Consider the following 22,270-nt stretch of genomic DNA (forward strand, 5'->3'; position numbering starts at 1 on the left):
CTGTCATAGCCCTTTTGTTCTTTAATGTTGTAAACTGGGAAAGTTTCGCTGTTTGAGTTCCATGCGTTCCAAGTAGTCTTCCCAGTTACTAAGTCCTTCACACCAGTACGTTCAAATTCAACTGAAGCAGTTCTTACAACATGCATATCGGCATTAGTCTTGCCAGCTGGTACTTCTTGGATGGTTTGGGTAATCTTCCGGTAAGTATCTTTGTTATTCTCGTCAACAGGAACGACTTCAGTATCGTGTTCAACTCTGTATTTTACAGGTTGTGGATTATCTGAACCAAACTTGTAAGATCCGATAACTTGTTGCTTTGGAACTAGTTTCCAGTTAGTTGGAACATGTCCAGGTACATCAACATTAACAGTTTCATTAGTCTTACCAGGAACATTGTAAGTACTTACCACAGTGCCATTACCGTCAACATAATTAATTACTAAAGTATGTTCGTTAGCAGTGTAAGTTACATTAACAGTTTCATTTGATGAATCTGGAGTAATTGTTGCTGAAGCTGGAACATATTGCTTACCATTAACAGTTTCAATAGTTGCACCAGTTGCAGTAGCAGTGTAGCCAGGTTTAGTTACTTCATATTGTGGGAAGTTCGTTACTGCTTGACCTTCACTATTCTTAGAAGCTGCCCAATCAGTGTAACTGATTTGTTGATCTGCTGGCTTAGAAAGATCAGTTATCTTAGCACGACTGTAAATTACGTGTTGAACAACTGGAGTACTTTCGCCTTCAACATTAATCGTACGAGTAATATCACGATAAATGTCGTGGTTAGTCTTATCATCAACACCTTGATCAACCTTGATTACATTTACAGCTACTGGAACATCAAGATAACTACCATCAGTGAAGTTAATTCGTACTGTTGCAGGAGCCTTAGCATTAGCTTCAGCAAGACTTGGTAAAGTTTGCCAGTTAACTGAACTAATTTCAGAATTATGATCAGCAGTTAAATCATTAGTGTTTACAAGCTTTGAAGCATCCCCTAAAGCAGTCTTCAAATCGGTAACGTCGGAGTTAACGCTTGGAATAGTACCGTTAGCTTCTGCACCATAAATATAAACTGATGGGAATGGATAAGTTGATACTGGACCTTTTCCATAAATTGGCCAGTTTACACCTGAGCTGTTAACAACAGCTGAATACTTAGGATAACCAAATTGATTATTTACCCAGTTAGTATAAGTAATCGTCTTGGTTCCACCATTGTTCTCTGATGCCAAACTTGTTGGTTGACCATTACCCATGATTGCACCTAATGCATTATTGAATAGAACAGTGTTTGCTTCAGTCCAACTAATCTTAATGTCACTAGCATTAATAGATTGTGGAGCATCAACAGTTACACCAGCTGGATTATCACCAGTTTGGGTAAGAACATATACAGTCTTGTCAGCATTCAAAGTGTAAATGTATGGCTTACTGTAGTTTTGACCACCTTGGTAGTAGCTTAACTTGAAGTTTTCAATTACTGGTCCACCAATAATGTTCTTATCTGAGGTCTTGTGAGTTACAACATTATTGGCATGAAGGCTGAAGACATGACCATTATCGATAACAGTAACATCTCCTTGACCATTTACAGCAACCGGAATTGTTACTGTTTCAGTAGTACCATCTGGATAAGTTACAGTTGCCGTGCCAGTAGTTGCACCAGGCTTTGAAGTATCTGGTTTAGTAGTCCAAGTTGCACTTGTTGGATAACCGTCAACTGGAGTAGTACCACCATTATTCAAGTTGGCAATCCCTTCAGTGGCAGCTGGATCCCCACCAACAGTGGTAGTAATCGTCTTAATTTCTGGCTTAGCATTAACAACTACATTAGTTGGAACTTCGTCCTTAGAACCATCTGGGTAAGTTACTACAATAACTGCTGGTTTCTTACCTGGAGTAGTAGTGTTTGGAGTATTTTGCCAAGTATAAGTTGTGCCACTTGGTAAACTACCAGGGTTCTTAATGCCCTTTTTAGCATCAGGAGTTTCGCCGACCTTAGTTGAAACGTTTTGACCTTCTGGATTATGGTCTTCCGCATCAGTGGTTACTTTAATTGAACTAGCAGGAACATCAATATTCAAGTAAGTTGGGTTACCATTAGCATCTTTATCAGTAAAGGTAATCTTGATTACTCCACTATTACCGTTTGCGTCAGGCTTAGTTTCCCAAGTAGTAGATACAATTTCGTCAGTTGGGATCTTGTTTTCCACTAATTGATTAAATTGTTCATTAGTTAAGGCTGAGCCAAGTGCCACATTAACTGGGGTAGCGACATTTTTAGCACCTGCACCTTTAGCATCAATAGTAAATGGATTAGTAGTTACAACACCATTCTTTGAACCTAAGATGTTCTTTGCTGCATCATTGTTAGTAAAGTTAACCTTAACACTAGTAGTGATTTCCTTACCAGCTGCAGTTGCAGTCTCAACATTAGTATTTGGAGTTGTAGTCCAGCTAACAGTTGATGGATCAATCGTAATTGGCGTAGCAGTAGTTGAAATCTTACCATCTGTTAATTCGTAGCCTTCTGCAGTTACAACAGTTGCTGGAGAAAGTACCTGTGAATTTTCAGTAGTTTCGTGAGCGTTAAGTTTAGAAGTATCAACAGTAGTTACAACTGCACCATTATCACCCCAAGTTACAGTTTGTCCTGCCTTAGTAACAATTACTGGCACAGTAGTTTCATCGGTACTCTTATCTGGGTAAGTTACAGTTACTGGAACATTGTAAGCACCTGCTGTTACCTCAGTACTTGGCTCAACAGTTACAGTACCTGTTGATGGATCAATCGAAGCCCAATCTGGTGTATCAGTTCCCGTGGTAAAGGTAGTTCCAGCTGGAGCAGTTACATCCTTACCACCTTGATCAGTAAATGATGGGTCACCAGTTGCAGTCTGACCTTGTTCAACGCTTACTGGCTTGTATGATGGAGTGTAAAGCTTTGCCATTGGTTCAGTAATATTCAATGGAATATTTGCAAAGTCAACAGAACCATCAGTGTAGGTTACTTTTGCCCAAGCTGACTTATCACTAGTCTTAAGATTGCCGGTTGGGTTAGTTGGTTTTGCTTCATCGCCCATTACGCTCTTCCACTCATTAGCATCAGTAGCTGCATCATACCAGCTTACGTTCTTAACAGAAGAAAGATCAGTTGTTACAGTACCATTGCTAGAAAGCAAGCCCTTAATACCAGCTTTAGCAGTTAAATCCTTTAAAGTTTGGTTAGTATTACCATCAATAGTTTGAACTACTGGTTGATACTTTTCTGAATCAGTTGGTGTTACTTTAGTTTCTAGGTTAGTCCCCATAGAAATTTGTTGTGGTGTCCACCAATTAAAGTTATTCAAGAATTTATTTAAGTATGGCGTTTCATAATCTACACCAGGATCTGGTTGGCCTTGAGTAATTGTACCGTCAGTGTATTGATATTGGTTTAAACCTGCTTGGCTACCACCCATGGTAACAATACCATTTGAGTGAAGGAATTTAGCTTCACCAGCCTTATTTGCACCAGCAGTTTGACCTTGTTTAGCAAAACCACTGATTGAATTGTTCCCCCAGTTGTTATGCGATGTAAGGTTATTAATGTACCAGTAGTATGATGGATTGTTGTAGTTACCTTCGTCCCATTGTGCCAGTGGTAACGGGTTATTAGCACCATTACTTTGAACAGTAACATGGTTAGTCAAGTTTTCAAGACGTATTAAAGTACCTGTTTGCTTACCAGTCCGTTGTAAATTGACATAAGCAGGATTAGTAATATTAATGTTATTTGCAGTCGATGAACTACCTGAACCCCACATAGTAATTAAACCAATGTTAGGAGTATTAGTAGTAGCACCTGCAATTGAAGATTGAGCTGAATCCTGAAGGTCCAAAGTTGCACCATCGGTAACGTTTAAAGTAAATTTACCTGTTAGAGCGGCAGCACTTCCACTACCAAAAGAAATTAATGGTGAAGTTGAAGTATTGTCTCCACTACGTACAATCGTTAGTTTACCTTGGTTATCTAAAGTATTTGCATCAGCGTTTGTAACGTTAGCTGCAAAACCAACACCCAGCGAAATTGGTGCAAAGTGGTAACCATTATAATTAGTTACACCGTTTAAACCACTACCATCATTGCTCTGCTTAGTGTTAATGTTAACAACACCAGCCTTACCGATGTTTAAGTTACCAGCCCAAATAGCCATTGAGTGACCGTCAGCCATGTTAGCATTTAAGTTACCATCAACTTGTACGGTACCCGTAATAGCATTATTTACGAGCATTCCCTTAACATCAGTGGACTTACCATTTAAGGTAACAGTTGCACCTTGTTGTACATCAATTGCTGGAGTAGTATCTGAACTATCTTCAACTTTGGCACGTAAAATATTGCCACCAGCATTTTGGTCATTGTTGGTTTTCGCACTGCTTACATTAAAGACAGTATTAGTACCGTCAGCGAAAACAATGTGTGAAGCTGAAACAGTACTAGAATAGTTATACAATTGATTTCCAGCAACATTTACAGCTTCAACAGTAATGTTATTATTGCCCTTGAAAGTTACTGTAGTGTATGGATTATCAGTAACTTGTTGAGCCATAGTAGTGTTATAAAAGGCACCGTTTTTAACATCAGCAGTCACATTTTCAAAGGTAACCTTGTTCTTAGCTAAAAGATTAGTCTTAATATCATCTCCGCCCATATAAATTGGACTAAACGCACCACCCAAAGTACCCCAACTGTTATCATAACCATCAGCATTAATAGTTAAATTCTTGAAAGCAATGTCCCAAGGATTACTATTCTTTTGATTATTAGTATCAAAGCTCAGATAATTAGCTCCAAAATTAATGGTATGATTTTGACCATCAATATCTAATCCACCAGAAATGTTAGAGCCAGTTAAATTCATCTTTCCAGAATTAATTAGTGGTTGTGGACGATGAATGCCGTTAACATTAGTACCCTTGTTAGCAACTGTAATATCGCTCGTCAATTTAATGGTACCAACACTGGAATCATTCATGGCATTGACAAAACCTTGCCAATCATTTACATCTTGTGATTGAGTACCACGAAGATTCTTAGTTGCAGTACTTTCAACAGAAGCAGCAGCTACTTTTTCATCTCTAAGACTATCCTTAGTCAAAGATGTTTGCTTTTTATCGGTGTTTAATACAGCTGTTTTATTTTCTACATTAGTTGAATCTTCTTTGTTAGAAATAGTCAAATCATTACTTTGACCTGCTTGTACATTTGAATTTGCAGATTTAGTTAATTTATTTGCTTCTGTATTAGCAGAAGAGTGAGTACTATCTTGAATAGGAGATTGAGTAAGTTTGCTATCAGTAGCTGTTTTATTAGCTGTAGTAGCTGAGTTTCCCCCCCATTTTGGCTTCTAGAGTAGCTCCAGCGCTACTTTGGCTTTGCTCATTATCTTTTGCATTTTGCACTACTGCTGGTTTTTCTTGTTGCTCAGCAGCTTGAGCTTTTTGATTTCCAGCCATACTCATAAAGCTGAAACCAATTAAAACAGAAGCGGCTCCAATAGAAAATTTTCTAATTGAAAAACGTTCTTTTCTAGGCTCCATTTTACGAAGCTTTTCGTGATAATTGTTTTTTGATAGCATTATTTCCTTTCTCCTTTAGTAAATTATAAAAACTACATTTTCATTATAATACTGTTTCTCATCATTGTGTAGATTAAATTTCGTGTATTATATAACATTGCCATTATAAAAGTTCAAAAAAAATAGGGCTGTTTTATTCAAACAGCTCTACTTTAATCTATCTACTAATACTATCAGCACGACCTTTATAGTCGCCATTTTCAGTTCCAATAATTAATTCTTCGCCTTCCTTAATAAAGTCTGGCACCGTTACAACTAAACCAGTATCCATAGTTGCGGGTTTTCCACCACCAGCAGCAGTTGCACCCTTTATTTCTGGTTGAGTTTCTTTAACAGTCATCTTTACAGTTGACGGTAAGTTAATTCCAATTAATTTACCTTCGTCAGTAAACTTAAGATCAACATCAATATTTGGCATCAAGAACTTAGCTTCTGCTTCAAGATGTTCCTTAGGAATTAAGTATTGTTCATAAGTATCTGTATCCATAAAAATAAAGTTAGCATCATCATCGTAAAGATATTGTGCTTTTTTCAAGGAAACATTGACTAGCTCTACTTTTTCACTTGGACGCATAGTCTTATGTACAACTGCTCCACTCATAACATCACGCAAATCCATTTGCATAACCGTATTTCCTTTACCAGGTTTATGGTGATTACTCTTCAACACTTCAATCAATTTACCATCTTGATTAAAAATCATACCTTTTTTCAATTCAATTGCTTGCATCAACACATACCTCTAAAATTTTTTAATATACATATCACTAATTTCATGATTACCATACTTTTTAATAATCATGTCTGCTCGTTTTTTAGTTGGTTCAATATACTCGTGTAAGTTCTTTAAGTTAACATCCCGCCAAACTTTCTTAGCAAAAATATCTGCTTGTTCACGCGGTACATGAGCCCATTGATAAAAATAATTGTCAGGATTATTGCGATTAATTTCTAGCATTAAATGATAACGATCAAGATACCATCTTTCTAAATCTTCTTCACTAGCATCAAGATAAATCACATAATCTAAAAAGTCACTTGGCGGTGCTTGACCGTCCGGAGGAACTTCAAGTAAATTTATTCCTTCTACTACTAAAACATCCGGTTGTTCAACAGAGCCTATTTCATTAGGTATCAGATCAGAAATTTCCTGTGAGTATAGTCGATATGGTACTCTTTCTTTACCAGCTTTAACACTTGCCAAAAAAGTAGAAAAGGCATCCCAATTAAATGACACTGGGAAGCCTTTTTGATCCATCAAGTTTTTAGCTTTAAGTTCTGCATTAGGCATCAAAAAGCCGTCTGTAGAAACTTGTGCAATCTTTTTATCCGGTTCAAGGCGTTCAAATAAGCGAGTTATTTTCTTGGCAAAGGTGGACTTACCAACAGCAACAGATCCCGTTACTCCAATTATAAAAGGAATCTTTTGCCACTGTTCTTTATAAAATGTTTGTTGAGTATGATAAACAGCATTTTTTTGACTCATGATATATTGAAGATTTTTCATCATGAAAATTTCTGCGCTAAATTCATCACTTGGAGGAATTAAAGCCTGCCACTTTTCAGGTGTCAGGTGTAAAAATTGCTCTTGCATAAAAAGCCGCCTTCCTTCTGCCTTGTTCCTAGTATTTTTACATTGTTCAGCCTATCATATATATTGAGAGAAAGAAAAGAAGATATCTATGAAAAAATTAATTCTTTTTGGTGATTCCCTACTTGCAGGTTATATTGATGGACGCGCAACTAATATTGTAACTCAAGGACTGCAAGAAAAATTACCTAATTTTACAATTATTAATAATTCTGTACCTGGCACAACTACTGAAGAAGCAATTGATTTTTACGAGCTAAGAGTCAAGCCTTTTGATTATGACCTAGTTATTCTTTCTTTAGGTACTAATGATGCTAATATACACTTTGGCTTAAGCGCTGGACGATATGCGCATAACTTACAAGTATTAGTTGACTTAATTGGGGCTGATAAAACATTATTAATGGGACCTTCCTATACTAATTGGAAAATTGTTCCAGATCAAGCATGGCCTAAAACTTTGCAATTTGAGTTAGTAGTTGAGGAATGTCATATCGAAAACAATATTCCATTCTTAAACTTTGCAAAAGTAATGCGTAAGACAGGTCATCCGAATAATTTACTTCAGAAGGATGGCATCCATTTAAATCAAGAAGGTAATAAATTACTAATTGAAAAGCTTGCTGAATTAGTCCAAGAGAAAGAAATGGTTACTACATCATAAAAAAGCATCCTGTTTGTGGGATGCCTTTTTAATATACCTATTCTACGTACAAAGCTTGTTTACCTTGCTGATTGTAACTGGCTTCTATTTTCTTTAAACTTACTTTTTTATTTTTAACACCATAAGGATCATTTACGTAAACAATCCTCTTCTTTTTATTATATCCAGTAATTACGCATGCATGAGAGGAAGGTGTTACATTAACTTTTCCCTGCTTAGTCTGCCATGTCTGCATATCGTTGACACGATCAAATTTCAAAGTTGTAATAATCATTACTGGATGTCCCTTAGATACTAACTTCAATACTCTGACAAAGTCATTACCTGTATAATTGCGAATTCTATTAGTATATTTCTTAGCAACATTATATAGCGGCTCATTATAAACGCACCAACCTGCATTTTTGATACTCATGTAACCAACAAAACCAACATGCGGATTTCCACGATAATCATTTCCAATAAATGAGGAAACATGCTTAATATTTGACAACAACTCTAATTTACTTACATTAATATCATAGTATTTCAACAACATTGAAAGTGAGGTAACCTCACATCCATTTGGCAAGTCCGGTAATTGATTTTCTAAGGGAACATTTAACTTCTGTTCTGGTTTTAAAGTAAGCCAATCATATTCATCTTGAATCTTATCAAAATTAAGTACTAAAGCGACTACTCCTGCAGTAATTAATAGTAAAAATGTATATAAAATTCTTCTTCTACGCCGATATTTTCTAGCTCTACTTATTCTTTTCATGCTAAGTATTTTAACTATTACGTATCAGCTCTGTCAAAATGCATAAGAATTAAATAGATTTAATTTATGTGTTAGTTTTTGCAAAAGAATGAAGTCTATTTAATTTATATGCTAAATGATACTGCAAATTAAATAGAATTAACTTTAAATCCTTATCAGCTTACTTGAATAATAAAAAATCCCTCTTACCAAGATCTAAGAGGAATTTTATTTTACTTATTTACGTAAGTTTTTTCATCTAAATTATCAAACAAAGGACTCTTCTCACCTGTATAAATTAAATCCAATTTATACATTGCACGTGAGGCAATCGTGTAAAGCAATTGAGTTTCATCTAATTGATGATAATTTTCTTTTGAAACGCCCCAAGCAACTACTGCATCAAATTCTAATCCTTTAGCAAGATAGGATGGCATTACTAAAGTACCAGGCACTAAACGCTGGTTCGCAGACCCAATCAAAGTTGCTTTAATATTTCTTTCTTTTAATACTTTAGCGACTTCTTGAGCTTCAGCTAATGTCTTAGTAATAATTGCTGTTGTTAGCTTTTGTTCATAGTTTTCTGCCAATATATCTTGCAAGGCACTGTATTCTTTTTCAATACTATCACGCTTGTAAAAGGCTGGCTTTGGACCACGTCTATCAAAAGCTTCAATCTTTTCACCTTGACGCAAAATTTGCTTAGTAAAGTTAGTTATTTCCTTAGTTGAACGGTACGACTTCGTTAATTGAACAACATCAGTCTTTTCAGGATCAAATAATTTAGAAATTTGACTCAAAAGTGTTTTACTTTCATCTTTAGTAAAAATAGCTTGATTCAAGTCACCTAACATCGTGAACTTGGCTCTAGGGAAATTGTATTTAAGATATGCCAATTGGAATGGAGTGTAATCCTGAATTTCATCGATAAAGGCATAGCGCATTTCATAGTCTGTTCTACGTCCGGTTACTAGATCATATAGGTAAAGGTAAGGTGAAATATCAGCCATCTTGATTCTGCCGTTTCTGAATCTTTCCTTAACATTTTCAATATGAGCGTCCCACTCTTCCTCGCTAATATCCCACTTACTTAGGTCAATTAGCTTAGGAACAGCACGCAAGAAACGCAAGTATTGAGCACGAATATTTAAGAAACGGTTCTGGTGGATCTTGCGGCTAACTTGTTTTAATTGCTTAATTACAATCTTACGAGCTAAAAAGTGTTCTTCTTTTGCACTAGATTCAAATTCTTGATCTGGACGATCATACAGCTTATTTAATTGTTCTTGATCCAAAGATTCAATAGTTTTATCAACCCATGCCTTCTTAGTTTCTGGTTCAATTCTGCGGTTCAAGCTATTAATCAAAGCTTCTTTTGTAGCTTCAATTCTATTTCTCAGATGGTAGTTTTCATTAAAGCCGTAGTAAATTTCCTTGATCTTTTCCTTATCAAAAAATGGTTTCTTCTTACTCTTAAAGTAAATATTTTTGAAAATCAAACCATTCTTTTCAAGATGTTTAGCATAACGAGTTACTGCATTAAAGAATTGCAATGAATTCTTCAAGTTAACAATCTTATCGTTTTGCTCATTATCTTCGAATTGTTCAAATAAGTTTTCAACGTTCATTCCTGGAACACGGCGAGAAACAAACTGCCAGTAAGTCATCTGCACCATATTTTGTTCACCCATTTCAGGTAGAACATTTTTAACATAATCGTTGAACAATTGGTTAGGGCTAAACATAATAACATCGCTAGAAGTTAAATTACCACGATAGCGGTAAAGTAAATATGCTACACGTTGCATAATAGCTGATGTTTTTCCAGATCCTGCTGCCCCTTGAACAAATAAAAGATCTGCACTGGTATTTCTAATAATCTTATTCTGCTCTCGCTGAATCGTTGTTACAATCGACTTCATTTGCGTAGAGGATTTTTCATTTAAGACGTTTAAGAGCATTTGATCTCCAATTGATTCATTGGTATCAAACATATTAGTAATCTTGCCGTCTTCAATCAAAAATTGACGTTTTTTAGTCATATCAACTGTCTGAACGCCATCAGGAGAATTATAGGAAACCTTGCCTAATTTACCATCATAGTAAATAGAAGATATTGGAGCCCGCCAGTCATAGATCAAAAAGTGATCTTCTTTATCTGCAAAAGATCCCAAGCCGATATAAATTGTTTCTGGATCTTCATTAGGCTCTTGAAAATCGACTCTGGCAAAGTAAGGTTTCTTCTCTAAACGTTGCAAAGTTGATAATTGTTTAGCGGAATGTTGCCATGCATTCTGACGTTCTGCCAGCATTTGTTGCTGCTGGTGAATGGACAGTGCGGTATCCATTGAAGTTGAATAACCATCATAGTCTAATTTCACATCATCAAAAAAGTGCGAATTAATGTTTTGCGCTTCATTTTGCGCATGTTCAATTGAATGATCTAATTCGCTTTCTTTCTTTTTAATTAAGCCAAGAACTTCATCTAAATGCTTTTGTTCTTTTTGTTGTTCAGTTTCTTTTACCAAAATTAAGTCACCTATTTCTAGCATTAGTAAAAACTTTGCATACTATTTTATCATATGTATACGCTTTCCAAAAAAATTAAAACTTTCAGAAAGTCTCAATTGTTATTTAGTCTTTTCTTAAATAATTAGTTTTATAATTAAATAAAATTATATAGTGAGATGAGAAAGTGAAACGATTTTTTAAAACGATTCTAGTTCTAGCCTTTCTGTTTATTGGTCTCGACTTTGCTTATCAAAAAGCCGCTCCAGAAATTGAAAAAACTTTTGGAACTAGAAATCCGCTCCCATATCTAACAGCCAAAGTCCAACAATTTATTTCACCTGAAAAAATTCAAAATGACGATAAAAATGACAATAATGCTAAAGGCCATACTTTTGAATCCAATACAGCAACAGTCTATCTTGATCTCTCTAATCCAACTCTCAAGCAAGCAGCGATTGATGGCATTAACATTTGGAATAATACAGGTGCCTTTAATTTTAAAATGACAAATGACAAAAATAATGCCAAAATCATCATCAAAGCAATGAATGATGGTCAAACTAATGCCGCTGGTCTAACTGATACGCAGTATAATTCTTTAACCGGTCACTTAATTAAAGCCACCGTTAACTTGAATTCATATTATCTTTTAAATCCAAGCTACGGCTATAATCACGGCCGAATCGTCAACACAGTTGAACATGAGCTAGGACATGCAATCGGCTTAGGACATAAGGACGGCATTTCAGTTATGTATCCTCAAGGATCTTTCTACACAATTCAACCCAGCGACGTTGAAGACGTTAAAAAATTATATCAAGAACAATAAGAGCGATTCTACTTTAAGAATCGCTCTTATTTTGCATTTTTCTTTTTTAGTTGATGTTGCTTTTTAAAATATGGAATCCAAAAGGTTACTACGTAACCAACTGCAATTCCTACAAAAGTCCACACCATAATATTTTTGACAAATAAGCCGATAAACAGACCAATCAAGCCAAAAATTCCAATAGTAAAAGATTGATCGAGCTGCTTCATTTTTCCATCCTCGTTTCTATCCTAATCATAGCAAAATCAATTAATTATAGGCATATTTTTAGACTTGATTCGTTTCTCATTTTACACTATATATCATAAACAAATTTTGAATATATTTGCTGTTACAGCAGTAAATATAAAATCTATACAAATCGGAAATTTTAAACAAAGAAAGGAATGGTATATCCTTTATGGATAATCAGAAACAACTTCCCTCGTATTCTCAAACAACAAATGAATTATTTTCAAATTTAGAAACAAGTTCTTCTGGCTTAAGTGAGCCAGAAGCTGAGAGGCGATTAAAGAAATATGGCCCTAATGCTCTAGCTGAAAAGCCACCAAAATCAATTTTAACGATGCTCAAAGAGCAGATCATCGACCCTATGATTTTGATTTTACTAGGAGCAGCCGCTTTTTCAGCTATTCTAAACGAATGGGTTGAAGCAGGCGTAATTTTCTTTATCGTTGTAGTTAACTCAATCATTGGCATTATCCAAGAAAAGAAAGCTCAATCTTCTCTTGCAGCCCTTAAAACTATGAGTGCGGCGACAGCTACAGTTATTCGTGACGGCATGGAGAAAATCATCCCTGCTAGCGAATTAGTCATCGGTGACCTTGTCAGCTTAGCTAGCGGCGATATGGTGCCAGCCGACTTGCGTTTAACTCAATCAGCTAACTTAAAAATTGCAGAAGCTTCCTTAACTGGAGAATCTATTGCTAGTGAAAAGAATGCGACTGCTGTTCTTTCACCAGACTGTCCCTTAGGAGACAGAAAAAACATGGCTTACACTTCTTCAATCGTCACTTATGGTCGAGGAAGCGGAATTGTAACTAAAACTGGGATGGACACTGAAATTGGTCAAATTGCTGGCATGCTCGAAAATGACGACGCTGGTGATACACCACTTAAGCGTAAACTTAATGCAGTAGGTAAAATTTTAACAATCATTGGTTTAATTATCTGTGTGTTAATTTTTGCAATTGGTGCCTTTTATGGTCGTCCACTTTTACCACAATTCTTGGTAGCAATTTCTTTAGCTATTTCAATTATTCCAGAAGGTTTACCAGCAACAGCAACAATCATTATGGCGCTTGGCGTGCAACGAATGGCAAAACAACATGCCTTAATTAAGAAGTTGCCTGCTGTTGAAACTCTAGGAAATGCGACGGTTATTTGTTCTGATAAAACAGGAACATTAACGTTAAATAAAATGACTGTAACTCATTTAGCTAACGGTGATGATTTCCTTAATAAAAAAGTTCTAAGTGTAGAAAAAGCAAATAAGGATTCGAATTCATACAAGCAATTAATCTATGCATCTAGTCTTTGTAACGATGCTAGCTTTAATTTAGAGAATCCTAAAGAAGTAATTGGAGACCCCACTGAAGGTGCACTACTTCCTTTAGCACAAGATTTAGGTTATTCAGCTCTTAACTTAAGAAAAGAATATCCAAGGCTTAGCGAATGTCCTTTCGATTCAATTAGGAAGAGAATGACTACGGTTCATGAAATAAACAATGAATACATTGCTTACACTAAAGGTGCGCTCGATGAGTTACTGCCACTTTGTGACTATATTCACACAAATAATGGTACACGTAAGTTAACTAAGGCTGATAAAGACAATATTCTTGCCTTATCACATAAAATGTCTAACCAGGCATTGAGAGTTCTAGGATTTGCAAGTAAAAACATTTTAAACTTACCTCAAGAAGATGAAGATATCGAACAGCATTTGGTTTTCTTAGGTGCGGTTGGTATGATTGATCCAGCTAGAGATGAAGTTAAGGCATCAATTAAGATGGCTCGTGAAGCGGGAATTAAAACAATTATGATCACAGGAGATCATAAAAACACAGCAGTCGCTATTGCTAAGAATTTAGGTATTTATACTAATGGAAACACTGTTATTTCGGGAACTGAACTAAATGAAATGACGGATAAGCAATTAGACCAAGCAGTTAAATCTGCCACTGTCTTTGCCCGCGTTTCACCAAATGATAAGTTAAGAATTATTCAAAGCTTAGAGCGAAATGACGAAGTCGTAGCAATGACAGGTGATGGAGTCAATGACTCACCTGCCTTAAAAGCTGCTGACATCGGAGTTGCCATGGGGATGGGTGGTACAGATGTTGCCAAAGATGTTTCAGACATGATTTTACTTAATGACAGCTTTACAACAATTACAGCTGCCATTAAAGAAGGTCGAAAAGTATACCGCAATATTCAGAAAGTAATTCAATTCTTACTCGTTGGTAATATTGCAGAAATTACCACTCTATTTGTGGCTACAATCTTCAATTGGGATCCACCCCTACTTGCCGTGCATATTCTTTGGGTTAACCTAGCTACAGCTAGTTTGCCTGCTTTAGCATTAGGGGTTGATCCAGCAAGTAAAAATATCATGAAACATAAGCCAGTAAAAACTGGAACCTTATTTGAAAGAGATCTTATCTGGCGCGTCATTAGTCAGGGAATATTTGTTGCCTTGATGACCTTGTTAGCTTACTGGATAGGCGCAACTTTCGATAATCCAATTGCTGGTCAAACAATGGCATTCTGCGTTTTAGCCTTATCTCAAATGCTTCGGGCATTTAATCAGCATTCTAATACTGATCCAATTTGGGTTAGAGGAAATAAAATGAATGTTTGGCTAATTATCTCCTTTATGGTTTCAGCAGCTTTAATGGGAATTATTCTCTTTACCCCTAACTTACAATCTCTATTCCATTTAACTGCTCTAAGTTCAAAACAATGGTTAGTAGTAATTATCCTTTCCTTATTCTCAATCTTACAAGTTGAAATTACTAAGTTAATTAAGCGACTAAGTAGAGTTAGACAAAAAGATCGCAAATTACAAACAGCTACTGACTAATTCTAATATACTAACATCACTTAGCTGAGCATATTTTTCGACTTAGCTTTAATTAACTAATATAATAAAAGTATAAATTTAACACTTACAACTAGCATAAAGACTTAGAAAGCTTTATGCTTTCCACTTAATAATCAAAATAATCGGTATCGTAGATACTAAAAAAGCCAAATTACTCGTTTTTGAGTAGTTTGGTTTTTTTGTGCTTTAAATAGATTTTTTCATTACTTCTGACAAAGCTCGCTCTTTAATTTTATCAACATCAACCTTGTTGAGCTTTTCATATTCTCTAGCTAAAACATCGCACAAATATAATTGTGAAACTTGCCCTGCTACACTACCAATATTCATAAATTCGCTAACTGACGTTTGTAAACTCACATCCCCTAATTGAGCAATTGGAGAATTAAGATCGTTGGTAATTGCCAGGATTTTTGCTCCGTAGTCTTTAGCAACTTTTAATGAATCATACGTATCCTTAGTATGGCCTGAAAGAGATAAACCAACTACTACATCATCTTTATTCAGCAAGGTTGCCACTTGGACTTGAATATGAGGGTCCAACTCTGCGTTAGCAATTAACCCAATTCTAAGCCATGTTCTCTCATAGTCTCTAGCAGACTCGCCAGAATGCCCTAACCCAAAAATATGAATTCGCTGAGCTTTAGCTAATAAACTAACTGCTTTCTTTAGAGTCGGTGGATTAATTAACTCTTCTGTTTTTTCTATTGAAGAAATTAAAACTTTACTACTTCGTTGTGAACTTGTCTGAGCTCCATCATGGTTCTTGCTTGTGGTCATCATCGAATCTTGCGCTAAAGCAATTTTTAAATCCGAAAAACCCGAATAGCCTAATTTTTTACATAATCTAACTATCGTTGCATCTCCTGTATTGGTCGCCTTTCCCAGAGATTTAATAGTGTCATAAATCACATGTTCAGTATGAGCAGCAATATAGTTAGCTAATTTATTTTCTGACTTAGTCAATTTATCTTTATTTTGATTATAGAGTTGTATAAATTCCATTTTCTCACGTCCTCATCCTAATAACTATATCATGTTTTCGTTAGAAAACGCTTGCATAATATTTGAATTCATTATATTATCTTTTTAGGAGGAAAACTCCAAAATGTAATCAGTTTGGAGTATATTTACAAATGAACAAGGAAGAATTTATCAACAAAATCCACGGTGGCTTAATTATTTCATGTCAGGCCTTACCTGGTGAGCCACTATATACCGAAGAAGGCGGAATTATGCCATTAATGGCAAAAGCTGCTCAAGAAGCTGGCGCAACAGGCTTAAGAGCCAACTCTGTCAGAGATATTAAGCAAATCAAAAAAGTAGTCGACTTACCAATGATCGGAATTATTAAGCGTGACTACCCACCTGAAAAGCCATATATTACTCCAACTATGAAAGAAGTAGATGAATTAGTTGAAACTGGCGTTGAAGTAATTGCTCTTGACTGTACTTTACGTCCAAGACACGATGGCAAAACAGTAGCTGAATTCATTAAAGAAATCAAAGCTAAATATCCAAATCAACTTTTAATGGCTGACACTTCAAACTTTGAAGAAGCAAAGAACGCTTATGAAGCTGGTGTTAATTTTGTAGGTACTACTCTCTCTGGTTATACCGAAGAAAGTCCAAAAACTGATCATCCAGACTTTGACTTAATTAAAGCCTTAGTTGACGATGGTTTACCGGTAATTGCCGAAGGAAAGATTCACACTTCAGAGCAATTAAAACAAGTAATTGACATTAATCCAGCAGGAATTGTAGTAGGCGGAGCAATTACTCGTCCACTCCAAATTGCTAAAACTTTCACTTCTGTTTTTGAAAAATAATCAAGTGTAACGAAATGAGGCGTAATCATGTCTAAGAAATTTTCTCATATTGGGCAGGCCTTCTCCCAACTAGGTCAAGCCTTTATGCTTCCAATCGCCATTTTACCAGTTGCTGGTTTACTTCTTGGTTTAGGTGGTTCTTTAACAAATAAGGCAGCTGTTGGTGCTTATCCTTGGCTTAACCAAGAATGGCTTCAAACAATATTAAAAGTAATGAACTTTGCAGGTAGCGCTGTCTTCAATAACCTAGCTCTTATCTTCTCAATTGGTCTAGCCGTTGGCTTAGCCAAAGGTGATAAAGGGACAGCCGGTTTAGCGGGCGGTGTCGCTTACCTAGTTTACACAGCAACTATTTCAGGCTTACTACAGTTATTCTCACCTAAAAATACTATTGATACTGGTGTTTTAGGAGCAATTGTTATTGGTTCTGTTGTTGCTTATCTTCATAACCATTATCGTAAAGTTGAATTGCCACAATTTTTAGGATTCTTTGGTGGTTCAAGGTTTATTCCTATAATTTCCTCTCTTGCTGCCATTATTATTGGTGCCATCTTCTTTATTATCTGGCCACCAATTCAAAGCGGCTTAACTAGTGCTGGTTATGCAATTGCAAAAATGGGTAGTTTTGGTAGTTTTCTATATGGATTTTTACTACGGTTAACTGGTGCAGTTGGTCTTCACCACACTATTTATCCAATGTTTTGGTACACAGCTTTAAGTGGAACAGCGGATGTTGCTGGTAAAACAGTTGTCGGGGCACAAAATATCTTCTTTGCTCAATTAGCCGATCCAAATCACCATGGTCTATTTACCTACGGAACAAGATTCTTTGCTGGTCGTTTTGCAACAATGATGTTTGGCCTTCCAGGTGCTGGCTTAGACGTAATGCTTCACCTTGGAATAGATACCGTTGAGCTTCAAGGAAAACCATTTACAATGAAAGTAAAAGAAGGCGACAAAGTTACTCCTGATACACAATTGATTGAAATGGATTTGAAACAAGTTAAAGATGCTGGCAAAGATACTACGGTGATGACTCTCATTACCAATAGCAATGAAAGAGTTGAACAAGTTGAAGATATTATTACCAGCGGACAATTAGTTGAAGCACATAATGATGTCTATTCAGTAATCACTAAGTAACTTAATACTTTACAAAATAAAAAATGTACTCAAGTAACTAAAGCTTGAGTACATTTTTTGTATCACATATAAAAATTAGTTTCTAGTAGTAATGTCGACATCTAATTCAATTGGACAGTGATCAGATCCCATAATATTGCTTAAGATCTTAGCATTTGTCAATTTATCTTCTAGATTGTTCGATACCAAGAAGTAATCTAATCTCCAACCAATATTCTTTTCACGCGCATCTTCACGATAGCTCCAATAAGTATACTTAGCTTCATCTGGGTGGAAGTAGCGGAAGGTATCAATGAAGCCAGCATTTAATAATTCAGTAAATTCTTTTCTTTCAATACCGGTAAAACCAGCACGATGACGATTATCTTCAGGTTCAGCTAAATCAATCTTTTCATGAGCTATTCCTATATCTCCACCAATAATTACTGGTTTATATTGCATAAGCTTAGTTGCATAGTTTCGAAATGCTTGTGCCCATAATTCTCTAAAGTCCAATCTTTGCAATTTTTCGCCAGAGAATGGAGCTTGAACATTAATAAAGTAAAAGTTAGAAAATTCTAACGTAATGCTTCTGCCTTCTCCATCAACTTCTGGGACTCCGAAACCATTAGCCACGGTAATTGGCTTTTCTTTGGTAAACACAGCAGTGCCAGCATAACCCTTACGGTTTTTAGCATAATTCCAATATTGATAATACCCAGGCAAGTCAACTTGCACTTCATTTGGTTCAAGACGAGTATCTTGAATCGCAAAGATATCTGCATCTAAATCTGTAAATGTATTAACAAAACCATGCCGTAAGGCTGCCCTTAAGCCATTTACATTCCAAGACATTAATTTCATAATAATTCTTCTTTCCATCAAAAAACAATTGATCTCATCAACTCAATTGTACAAACTTAATTCAAATAGATGAAATATTTCGAACTAAAAAATTAGATCAACATAACCTGTTAAGCTGATTTTTCTTATCTTGTCTTCAGATGCCAAATAAAGAAACCTATTCCAATAATCAAAGCTAAAATTCCAGTCCAAACTAATCCAGCATAAGTACCACCAAAAAATCCTAAAATTCCAGCGACAATCATCATAGCCAGTCCTGATATATCTCCACCTAAGCCATCGCTATTTTCAGTTGAAATATAAACAATTCCACTTGCCATAAATAAACCACAAAGTAGGATGCCAATAATACCTGCTAACATATTTTTATCGGCAATTACTCCTAGGAATCCTCCCAATAGGCCTTGAATAAATAGCCAAACTGAATATACAATCATTAAAATTCCGACAACTAATTTAGTAACTCTCATATACATCTCTTCTTTCACCTACTAAGTTAGTATACTTCGTCTTAATATTCAAAATTTTTGATACAATATTTTTATCATTATGAAGGATGAGAATTATCATGATAATATTTGAATCCATAGGTTTAATCATTTATTTGATCTTAATTGCAATAATTGTCGCTCGCCAAATTAAAGTCAGTCAAAAATTTAAAGCCAATAAAATTACCGAAGAAAAGCACCAAACGCTAATGAAGCAAAATACAATTTTATTAATCATCGTTGGTGTATTGCTCCTATTATTTCTTTACACGCCTTTCAAAATTTTGATTTTTTAGCTTTGTTATAATTAAGCTATGTTAATTAAGGAGTTCCTAAAATGAAAAGAATTTATATTGTTCGCCATGGTCAAACTTATATTAATCGCTACGATAAAATGCAAGGTTGGTGCGATACCCCTTTAACCGATGAAGGAATTCAAGGCGCAAAAGATGCTGGCAAGGCTTTAAGCAACATTCCTTTTGATATTGCAATTTCTAGTGATCTAAAAAGAGCTAGCGATACTTGCGATTATATTATCAACGAAAATTGCAATCGGGATGAGTTGCAACACATTGCTACCCCATTTTTTAGAGAACAGTTCTATGGTTTCTTTGAAGGAATGAATTCTGACGAAGCTTGGCGCATGATCGGTGGTCCTCATGGCTATTCAAGACGCGATGAACTACTTAAAGAGGTTGATATTAATACTATTAAGGACTATATGAAAGAAGCAGATCCTTACCACGAAGCTGAAAATGCAGCAGAATATTGGAATCGTGTTAACAAGGGCTTTGACTTAATCAGTCAATTAGACGGTGCTGAAAATATTTTGCTTGTAACTCACGGATTTACCATTCGAAGCATCGTCTCCCGTTTTGCACCTGGAGAATATAATTTAGCTCATGGTCCACGCAATGCTTCAATTACTATCATGAACATGACTGATAAAGATATGAAGATCGCTTCTTATAATAAAATGTCAATTTAACACAAAAAGACTTCACCAAATTTTTGATGAAGTCTTTTCTTTAATCTTCTTTTTGTAAAACGATATGTTGATATAAAACTACTGTTAAGAAGTAGTAAATTACATAAAGTACTCCGAAAATTGTAAATGGAATCCAAAGTTTATCGTAGGTATTCATTCCTAAAATTGATTTAAATAATTGTAGTCCAAATAAAACATCTACTACACCCAAGGCAGCTGGCAAAGCAAACAAGATACCAATTTCTTTCGCAATAGAAGATTTTAATAAGCTCTTTCTAGTACCAATTTTCCAAAGCATTTGATATCTTGGCTTATCGCTATTAGCGCCAGACAATACTTTAAACATTAATGTTGATGCAAGCATTGCTAAGAATGCAAGACCTAAGAAGAAGCCCATAAATTCAAAGCCAGAAGTCATACTTGAAACTAGACGATATTGAGCTGATTTAGAATTAGAAAGATTTACATTAATTCCATCTTTAGTTGCATTTGGTGAGCTAATCATTTGATTTACAGACAATTTTTGTAATTTTTCAATATTATTGAAATTACTTCTGAAGTCATTGACTCTTAAAAGTTCAATTTTATTTACCGTAGCTTTAATTCGATTATATTGTACTTGCGGTACAACTTTAACTTGAGCGTCTTTATATGGAGTAAGAGACACTAATTGATATTCGCCTTCGGCAGCAACATTTGATTTTTTATTCTTAAAATCGCTCAAAGTAATACGTCTAGTATCATAATGGCTTACATCATTCTTACGTGAATAATGTTGATACATGATTTTATTATTTTTAATTTGACTTTCAGGAATGTAAAGAATTCGTTGTCTCTCCTTGCCTTTACCTTCCATTATTATCTTATACTCAAGATTCGTAGTTGATTTTACAGAAACTTTCTTTAATTGATTGTCTACTTTTTTATTATGGTTATATAAAACCACATCGTAGTAAGTACTCTCCATAGCTTGTTCAGTCATATTATTGAAGTTTAAACCAACAGTAATTGCTCCCAAGGCAAGAGCGAAAAGTAAGGAAACAGTTGAAAGAATACGAGTATAATCACTTAATCTAAATTTTAATTGACCTAAAGTAAAGGAATGAAGTTTTCTGTATTTGAAAGCTAGGTTCTTACGTAGCAAATCAATAATTGCTGTAAAGAAGGAATCAAAAGTAAAGTAAGAACCAAAAACGATCGTAAAGAAGGCAATTGGAATAGTTTTGGTACCTAATTTTACAGCATGCATCATTGCCCAATAACCAGTTCCAAGTAATGCAATTCCTAAAAGAGCCTCAATAAACTTCCATAATTTATTTCTATGTAATTTAACTGGTTTTTGATCTTCATGAAGTAAATTAATTATATTTGATTTAACTAACTTATGACGATTCCAAAAAGCAGCTAAGAAGAATAAAATTGCAAAAAAGGCAATCGTCCAAAGTAATGCTGGTAAATAGAATCCTACAAATTTATGAATTTGCAAACCTAATTGTGAAATCAAAATGCTAGAAACGCCTTGCGTTAAAGCAACTCCTAGAACTGTTCCTAATAAGGTAGCTAATAAACCAACAACAAGTGTTTCAGTAAAAATCAATCTTCCAATTTTACTAGTCCTAGCACCTAGCATCATGTACATTCCATAGTCTTTTTGCCGCATACTTAACAAAAAGCTATTAGCATACACGATATAAACAAAAGTAATAATTGATAACAATGCAATTCCGAATCCAAAGACAATTTGAGTAATTTGGAATGCAATACTCAACGAGCCCTTTAAGAAAGCGGGATTTGTTGCTAAGGTCATAAACATGTAAAAGATCGCACTAGCAAAAGTTAAGCCAGAAAAAAGGACTAAATAGTCTTTGAACCGGCTTTTAATTCCGGTTAATGATAATTTCCAAAGCATAG

The 22,270-nt window shown here is 35.2% G+C and carries 17 protein-coding genes and 1 pseudogene; 7 read left to right on the forward strand and 11 right to left on the reverse strand.

The features are described from left to right. The 4 genes and pseudogenes from FD18_RS09310 to coaA form a co-directional block, all read right to left on the reverse strand. Positions 1-5,228: Rib/alpha-like domain-containing protein (locus tag FD18_RS09310; protein ID WP_235499867.1), on the reverse strand; the 5,228-nt coding region annotated here is incomplete at its 3' end. 279 nt (positions 5,229-5,507) lie between these two features. After that, positions 5,508-5,628, reverse strand: a pseudogene (locus FD18_RS10410) (YSIRK-type signal peptide-containing protein); the annotation flags it as partial. A 157-nt stretch (positions 5,629-5,785) separates the two neighbouring features. Continuing rightward, positions 5,786-6,358: an elongation factor P gene (gene efp, locus FD18_RS03240; RefSeq protein WP_057718577.1), complete on the reverse strand. Its 573-nt coding sequence runs from the start codon at positions 6,356-6,358 to the stop codon at positions 5,786-5,788. 12 nt (positions 6,359-6,370) lie between these two features. Next, on the reverse strand, positions 6,371-7,222 hold the full coding sequence (gene coaA / locus FD18_RS03245; protein WP_057718578.1) for a type I pantothenate kinase: 852 nt from the start codon (positions 7,220-7,222) through the stop codon (positions 6,371-6,373). Positions 7,223-7,310: 88 nt separating this feature from the next. On the opposite strand from coaA, the gene FD18_RS03250 reads away from it, so the two are divergent. Then, on the forward strand, positions 7,311-7,883 hold the full coding sequence (locus FD18_RS03250) for an SGNH/GDSL hydrolase family protein (RefSeq protein WP_057718579.1): 573 nt from the start codon (positions 7,311-7,313) through the stop codon (positions 7,881-7,883). 37 nt (positions 7,884-7,920) lie between these two features. On the opposite strand, the gene FD18_RS03255 is transcribed toward FD18_RS03250, so the two are convergent. After that, positions 7,921-8,643 carry a C39 family peptidase gene (locus FD18_RS03255; RefSeq protein ID WP_057718580.1) on the reverse strand — a complete coding sequence of 241 codons (723 nt, stop codon included), beginning with the start codon at positions 8,641-8,643 and terminating at the stop codon, positions 7,921-7,923. A gap of 212 nt (positions 8,644-8,855) precedes the next feature. Next, a complete protein-coding gene (helD, locus tag FD18_RS03260; protein ID WP_057718581.1) occupies positions 8,856-11,174 on the reverse strand; it encodes an RNA polymerase recycling motor HelD in 2,319 nt (772 codons plus the stop codon). Positions 11,175-11,317: 143 nt separating this feature from the next. Here helD and FD18_RS03265 point away from each other — a divergent pair, with 143 nt between their 5' ends. Next, on the forward strand, positions 11,318-11,962 hold the full coding sequence (locus tag FD18_RS03265) for a matrixin family metalloprotease (protein ID WP_057718582.1): 645 nt from the start codon (positions 11,318-11,320) through the stop codon (positions 11,960-11,962). A gap of 26 nt (positions 11,963-11,988) precedes the next feature. Here the strand turns inward: FD18_RS03265 and FD18_RS03270 are convergent, their stop codons facing one another. Further along, a complete protein-coding gene (locus FD18_RS03270; protein WP_057718583.1) occupies positions 11,989-12,171 on the reverse strand; it encodes a hypothetical protein in 183 nt (60 codons plus the stop codon). Between the two features lie 191 nt (positions 12,172-12,362). Between FD18_RS03270 and FD18_RS03275 the strand changes: the two genes are divergently transcribed. Continuing rightward, complete coding sequence (locus FD18_RS03275) at positions 12,363-15,047, forward strand: cation-translocating P-type ATPase (protein ID WP_057718584.1); 2,685 nt, start codon at positions 12,363-12,365, stop codon at positions 15,045-15,047. A 207-nt stretch (positions 15,048-15,254) separates the two neighbouring features. Here the strand turns inward: FD18_RS03275 and FD18_RS03280 are convergent, their stop codons facing one another. Then, positions 15,255-16,073 carry a MurR/RpiR family transcriptional regulator gene (locus FD18_RS03280; RefSeq protein WP_057718585.1) on the reverse strand — a complete coding sequence of 273 codons (819 nt, stop codon included), beginning with the start codon at positions 16,071-16,073 and terminating at the stop codon, positions 15,255-15,257. Positions 16,074-16,204: 131 nt separating this feature from the next. Between FD18_RS03280 and FD18_RS03285 the strand changes: the two genes are divergently transcribed. Both FD18_RS03285 and FD18_RS03290 read left to right on the forward strand, forming a co-directional pair. Next, entirely contained in the window at positions 16,205-16,897 is a 693-nt protein-coding gene (locus FD18_RS03285; RefSeq protein ID WP_057718587.1) for an N-acetylmannosamine-6-phosphate 2-epimerase, read from the forward strand. Positions 16,898-16,945: 48 nt separating this feature from the next. After that, entirely contained in the window at positions 16,946-18,040 is a 1,095-nt protein-coding gene (locus FD18_RS03290) for a PTS sugar transporter subunit IIABC (protein WP_420919752.1), read from the forward strand. Between the two features lie 75 nt (positions 18,041-18,115). Here the strand turns inward: FD18_RS03290 and FD18_RS03295 are convergent, their stop codons facing one another. Together FD18_RS03295 and FD18_RS03300 are read right to left on the reverse strand one after the other, a co-directional pair. Beyond that, positions 18,116-18,883: an exodeoxyribonuclease III gene (locus tag FD18_RS03295; RefSeq protein WP_057718589.1), complete on the reverse strand. Its 768-nt coding sequence runs from the start codon at positions 18,881-18,883 to the stop codon at positions 18,116-18,118. 125 nt (positions 18,884-19,008) lie between these two features. After that, positions 19,009-19,353 (reverse strand): hypothetical protein, encoded by a 345-nt coding sequence (locus FD18_RS03300; RefSeq protein WP_057718590.1) that lies wholly within the window; start codon positions 19,351-19,353, stop codon positions 19,009-19,011. Between the two features lie 98 nt (positions 19,354-19,451). Between FD18_RS03300 and FD18_RS03305 the strand changes: the two genes are divergently transcribed. Continuing rightward, positions 19,452-19,667, forward strand: coding sequence for a hypothetical protein (locus FD18_RS03305; RefSeq protein ID WP_057718591.1), 216 nt, complete (start codon positions 19,452-19,454; stop codon positions 19,665-19,667). A 41-nt stretch (positions 19,668-19,708) separates the two neighbouring features. After that, positions 19,709-20,359, forward strand: coding sequence for a histidine phosphatase family protein (locus FD18_RS03310; RefSeq protein ID WP_057718593.1), 651 nt, complete (start codon positions 19,709-19,711; stop codon positions 20,357-20,359). Positions 20,360-20,399: 40 nt separating this feature from the next. On the opposite strand, the gene FD18_RS03315 is transcribed toward FD18_RS03310, so the two are convergent. After that, on the reverse strand, positions 20,400-22,268 hold the full coding sequence (locus tag FD18_RS03315; RefSeq protein ID WP_057718594.1) for an ABC transporter permease: 1,869 nt from the start codon (positions 22,266-22,268) through the stop codon (positions 20,400-20,402). Between the last annotated feature and the right edge of the window lie 2 nt (positions 22,269-22,270).

It is taken from the genome of Lactobacillus taiwanensis DSM 21401, assembly GCF_001436695.1.
In the GTDB taxonomy this organism is placed as follows: domain Bacteria; phylum Bacillota; class Bacilli; order Lactobacillales; family Lactobacillaceae; genus Lactobacillus; species Lactobacillus taiwanensis.